6 protein-coding genes and 1 pseudogene are annotated in these 4,251 nt (G+C 62.3%); 4 read left to right on the plus strand and 3 right to left on the minus strand.

The annotated features are described in order from the left end of the window. From ACGVJ8_RS11375 to ndhN, 3 genes are all read right to left on the minus strand, one after another. Window positions 1–648, minus strand: a 648-nt coding sequence (locus ACGVJ8_RS11375) for an AAA family ATPase (RefSeq protein ID WP_392348183.1), incomplete at its 3' end; no start/stop codon positions are given. A gap of 22 nt (window positions 649–670) precedes the next feature. Continuing rightward, entirely contained in the window at window positions 671–1,702 is a 1,032-nt protein-coding gene (locus ACGVJ8_RS11380) for an LdpA C-terminal domain-containing domain (RefSeq protein WP_392348185.1), read from the minus strand. Further along, on the minus strand, window positions 1,669–2,130 hold the full coding sequence (ndhN, locus tag ACGVJ8_RS11385; protein ID WP_392348187.1) for an NAD(P)H-quinone oxidoreductase subunit N: 462 nt from the start codon (window positions 2,128–2,130) through the stop codon (window positions 1,669–1,671). The genes ACGVJ8_RS11380 and ndhN overlap by 34 nt, the downstream gene beginning before the upstream one ends. Window positions 2,131–2,512: 382 nt before the next feature. Between ndhN and rplC the strand changes: the two genes are divergently transcribed. From rplC to rplB, 4 genes and pseudogenes are all read left to right on the plus strand, one after another. Further along, on the plus strand, window positions 2,513–3,169 hold the full coding sequence (gene rplC, locus ACGVJ8_RS11390) for a 50S ribosomal protein L3 (protein WP_115010470.1): 657 nt from the start codon (window positions 2,513–2,515) through the stop codon (window positions 3,167–3,169). Then, entirely contained in the window at window positions 3,169–3,804 is a 636-nt protein-coding gene (gene rplD, locus ACGVJ8_RS11395) for a 50S ribosomal protein L4 (protein WP_392348189.1), read from the plus strand. The genes rplC and rplD overlap by 1 nt, the downstream gene beginning before the upstream one ends. Then, on the plus strand, window positions 3,797–4,099 hold the full coding sequence (locus ACGVJ8_RS11400) for a 50S ribosomal protein L23 (protein ID WP_006850625.1): 303 nt from the start codon (window positions 3,797–3,799) through the stop codon (window positions 4,097–4,099). Before rplD ends, ACGVJ8_RS11400 begins: the two co-directional genes overlap by 8 nt. Window positions 4,100–4,114: 15 nt before the next feature. Beyond that, window positions 4,115–4,251, plus strand: a pseudogene (rplB, locus tag ACGVJ8_RS11405) (50S ribosomal protein L2); the annotation flags it as partial.

A 4,251-nucleotide genomic window follows, 5' to 3' on the forward strand; every position in this document is an offset into this window, starting at 1 on the left:
CTCCGTGCCGATCTCATCGATCACGATGACTTCGGGCATGTGGTTTTCCACCGCCTCGATCATGGTTTGGTGCTGCAACTCAGGCCTGGCCACCTGCATGCGGCGGGCCCGACCGATTGCGGGGTGCGGGATATCGCCATCACCGGCGATCTCATTGCTCGTGTCGATCACAACAACGCGCCGCTCCAGCTCATCCGCGAGCACCCGTGCGATCTCGCGCAACGCCGTTGTCTTGCCGATACCCGGGCACCCCATCAACAGCAGGGACTGCCCTCCATCCAGGAGGTCCCGCACCATGGCAACGGTGCCGAACACGGCTCGGCCCACCCGGCAGGTCAGACCGACCACCTCGCCCTGACGATTGCGGATCGCACTGATCCGGTGAAGCGTTCGTTCGATTCCCGCCCGGTTATCGCCTCCGAACTGACCAAGCCTGGCCACCACGGCCGCCAAACTCTCGCGGGACAAGGGCGTGGAACCTAGTGCCAGGGCACAGCCTGGATAACGCGCTTCCGGAACCCGACCGAGATCGAGCACCACCTCAAGCAACTGCTGTCGCGCTTCCTCCGGCTGCAACTGCTCCTGCACGGCATCCGGCAGGAGCTCGAGAAGGCGATTCAGATCGTCGGTGACCCGTTGCGTACCCATGGGATCTGCGCGTTTCAGCCTTCTAGCAAGAGCGCTGCAACCATGGCGTAACCAATGGACGCGCCAGAGACAGGGCACGCTTCCAACCGTCGGGCCATTGCCACAGGGCAAGCCCACGGGTTTGCGCCTCATCCAGCACAGGCATCAGCAAGCGACGGGCCACACCACCAAAGGCGATGCCAGCAGGCCGCTCCGTCGGGTGCAAGAACTCCAGCGTTGCGGCGTTGGTGCCACCGGCAAGCTGCAGCGGGCCCGGCGGGGCCAGACCCCGCATGGCACGCCAAAGCTGAACTGCAGCCCGCGCTGTGCCAGCGCCGACATCGCCGCTCATCGGACGCCCATCCAGCTGCCAGAGGGGTCTGTAACCGACTTGCCGCAGGCGGGAGTAGCGACGCCAGAGCAAACCAGCCAACTGATCGGCCTTGACGCCGTGGCCCTCCAAGCCTGAGCTCACGGCCAAGCGCCGCAAGGGAACCTTGTGCTGCTGAAGGCTTTGGATCAGCGTCGAGAAGCCCTCGTCATGCCCAGACGTCGTGTGAATCTCCACAGCATCGGGCTGAATCGATTGCAGCAGTGAGATCACCTGCCCGGGTGCCAATCGGTGGTCGCGTTCCTCGATCATGCCATGGGGGCAAGCCGGCAAGCAGCGGCCGCAGCCATAGCAACGCTGCTGGTCGATCCCAGCAGCGGGTGGAATCGCTGCCACCGGACAAATCCTTTCGCAGGGCCGTGGACAGTCCTCAGGGCAGCGGCCAGGATCAAACCAAGCCTTGCGGAAGTGAGCATCGATGCCGTCGCTGAGGCTGACCATCAGCCAAGGACGACGCCCTGTTTGAGCCTCAGCCCAATCCAGGCCGCGACGAGCTGCAAGGGCGACTGCTGGATCGGCAGCCACATCAACGCAATGGACACCGACAGCCGCAAAAACAGCGGTCAGATCGGCAATGGCAGGCAAATCCTGGTTGCTTGCTCCACAGATCAGCTTGACCCAGCAGCCCTGATCGAGGGCGTCGTCAGGCGTCAGGCCTTCAGATATGTGGTCATCGGTTCCCACTTCAGGCTGCGAGCACCACCCATCTCCACGATGATGCGTAAACGCGGTTCGCGCTTGTACAGATCGTAGAGCGAAAGAAGTTCGGAGCGCGACAGCACCTGACCTTCCAGCAACCAGAGGGCCACAGGAGCATCACCTTCAAACAGGTCGCCGAGCTGGGGAGCCACCTCCTGCACTTCTCCCACAGCAGCACCACGGCCAACACTTTGATGACCGAGATGGGGAGGACGGATGCCGTGCTTCTGGGTGAGGAATACCTCCGGATCACCAAGGCCACGGGCTGATGCCATGCGGGTGCTGTAGCCGGCACCGCGCAGACGTCTTAGTAGGCGGGTTTCTGCACCGCCTTCGAGCGGAGCCTGCACCGCCAGACAGCCATTGGCTTCGAGATCACGGCGAAATGCCCGACCGGTGAGAAGCAGAGGCATGGCAGCTACAGAGATTGGGAGGAATTCTGGCAGCAGGCAGAGGGATCAGGGGAGCGGGGAGGTCGGTGTTGTAGACTCATTGTTTGTTCTGCGTTTCTGTGCCCGTCCGCTAGCCGGGCCTCCAGTCGGCAGAACAGATTCGACGATTGCGTCGAATCCCCAGGCCAGCACGGAAGCTTTCTTCGGAGAACTCCGTCGGGGAAACTGCAACAGCACATCGTGCAGATGCAAGTCCCAGCCTTGCTGAATCGTTCGCTAGCCCATTCGAATCCACTCCTTCGGGAGTTCCGCTTCGAACCACGTCTGCGTCCAATCGATCAGCACCTGACCCCAAGCGGTTCTCCGCGTGGTGGTTGTCCACGCTGGCGCTTCCTCCCCATCCATGTCCATCGGCATCCTCGGGAAGAAGCTGGGTATGTCCCAGTTCTTCGACGAGCAGGGCAGAGCTGTTCCGGTCACCTTGATCGAAGCCGGCCCCTGCCGCATCACCCAACTCAAAAACGACGATACTGACGGTTATTCCGCAGTGCAGATCGGCTTTGGCGAAACCCGCGAGAAGCTGATCAACAAGCCCGCCCAGGGTCACCTGAATAAATCCGGTGAGGGCCTTCTGCGTCATCTACGCGAATACCGGGTCGACAGCGTTGAAGGTCTCGAACTCGGTGGCGCCATCACCGTCGGCGATTTCGAAGCCGGCCAGAAGGTGGACGTCAGCGGTGACACCGTCGGCCGCGGCTTCGCTGGCTACCAGAAGCGCCACGGCTTCAGCCGGGGGCCGATGACCCACGGTTCGAAGAACCACCGCGAGCCCGGTTCGACCGGTGCCGGTACGACTCCGGGCCGCATCTATCCCGGAAAGCGGATGGCCGGTCGCTATGGCGGCAAGAAAATCACCACCCGCGGTCTGACCATCCTCAAGGTGGACAGCGAACACAACCTGCTGGTGGTGAAGGGATCCGTGCCCGGCAAGCCTGGTGCGCTGCTTAACATCCGCCCGGCCTTGCGCGTGGGCGCTAAGCCCGCCAAAGGAGGTAAGTGATGTCCAGTTGTGTCGTTCGTGATTGGCAAGGCAAGGAAGCCGGCAAGGCAACCCTGAACCTGAAGGTGGCCAAAGAGACCACCGCCGTTGATCTCATGCATCGGGCTGTTCTGCGTCAGCAGGCCCATGCACGCCAAGGAACCGCCAGCACCCTCACCCGCTCAGAAGTGCGCGGTGGTGGTCGCAAGCCCTACAAACAGAAAGGAACTGGTCGGGCCCGTCAGGGATCCATTCGGACTCCCCTGAAGCCCGGCGGCGGCATTATCTTTGGCCCCAAGCCCCGTACCTACAACCTTGCGATGAACCGCAAGGAGCGTCGTCTGGCCCTGCGCACTGCGCTGATGGCCCGCATTGACGATGTGACCGTCGTGAGGCACTTCGGTGCTTCGCTAGAGGCCCCCAAGACCCGTGAGATCACGGATGCTCTGGGACGCCTCGGTGTTACTGCCGGCTCCAAGGTGCTCATCGTTCTGACGAAACCCTCCAATGTTGTACGCCGTTCCGTGCGCAACCTAGAGAAAGTCAAGTTGATCTCTGCAGATCAGCTGAACGTCTTCGACCTGCTCCACGCCAATGCTCTGGTGCTGGGCGAGGAAGCTCTCGCAACCATCCAGGAGGTCTACGGCGATGACTGAACGTTTTCAAGGACGCCTGGCGGATGTGATCCGCCGTCCCCTGATCACCGAGAAGGCCACCCGCGCCCTCGAAATCAACCAGTACACCTTCGAGGTGGACCACCGCGCCGCGAAGCCCGACATCAAGGCCGCCATTGAGCAGCTCTTCGATGTGAAGGTCACCGGCATCAGCACCATGAATCCCCCGCGACGCTCCCGTCGCATGGGTCGCTTCGCCGGCAAACGTGCCCAAGTGAAGAAAGCCGTGGTGCGCCTGGCGGAGGGCAACTCGATCCAACTCTTCCCTGAGTCCTGAGGGGTCTGAATCGTCATGGCAATCCGTAATTTCCGCCCCTACACCCCCGGTACCCGCACCCGGGTGGTCACTGATTTCAGTGAGATCACCAGCCGCAAGCCGGAGCGGACCCTGGTGGTGGCCAAACACCGCCGCAAGGGCCGCAACAACCG

Origin of the sequence: Parasynechococcus sp., from assembly GCF_042954245.1 — a bacterium.
Taxonomy (GTDB): domain Bacteria; phylum Cyanobacteriota; class Cyanobacteriia; order PCC-6307; family Cyanobiaceae; genus Parasynechococcus.

Excerpts from the sequence above, each read along its gene's own strand:
- rplC (WP_115010470.1), top strand. The coding sequence starts at position 2,513 with ATGTCCATCGGCATCCTCGGGAAGAAGCTGGGTATGTCCCAGTTCTTC.
- ACGVJ8_RS11400 (WP_006850625.1), top strand. The coding sequence starts at position 3,797 with ATGACTGAACGTTTTCAAGGACGCCTGGCGGATGTGATCCGCCGTCCC.
- ndhN (WP_392348187.1), bottom strand. The coding sequence starts at position 2,130 with ATGCCTCTGCTTCTCACCGGTCGGGCATTTCGCCGTGATCTCGAAGCC.
- rplD (WP_392348189.1), top strand. The coding sequence starts at position 3,169 with ATGTCCAGTTGTGTCGTTCGTGATTGGCAAGGCAAGGAAGCCGGCAAG.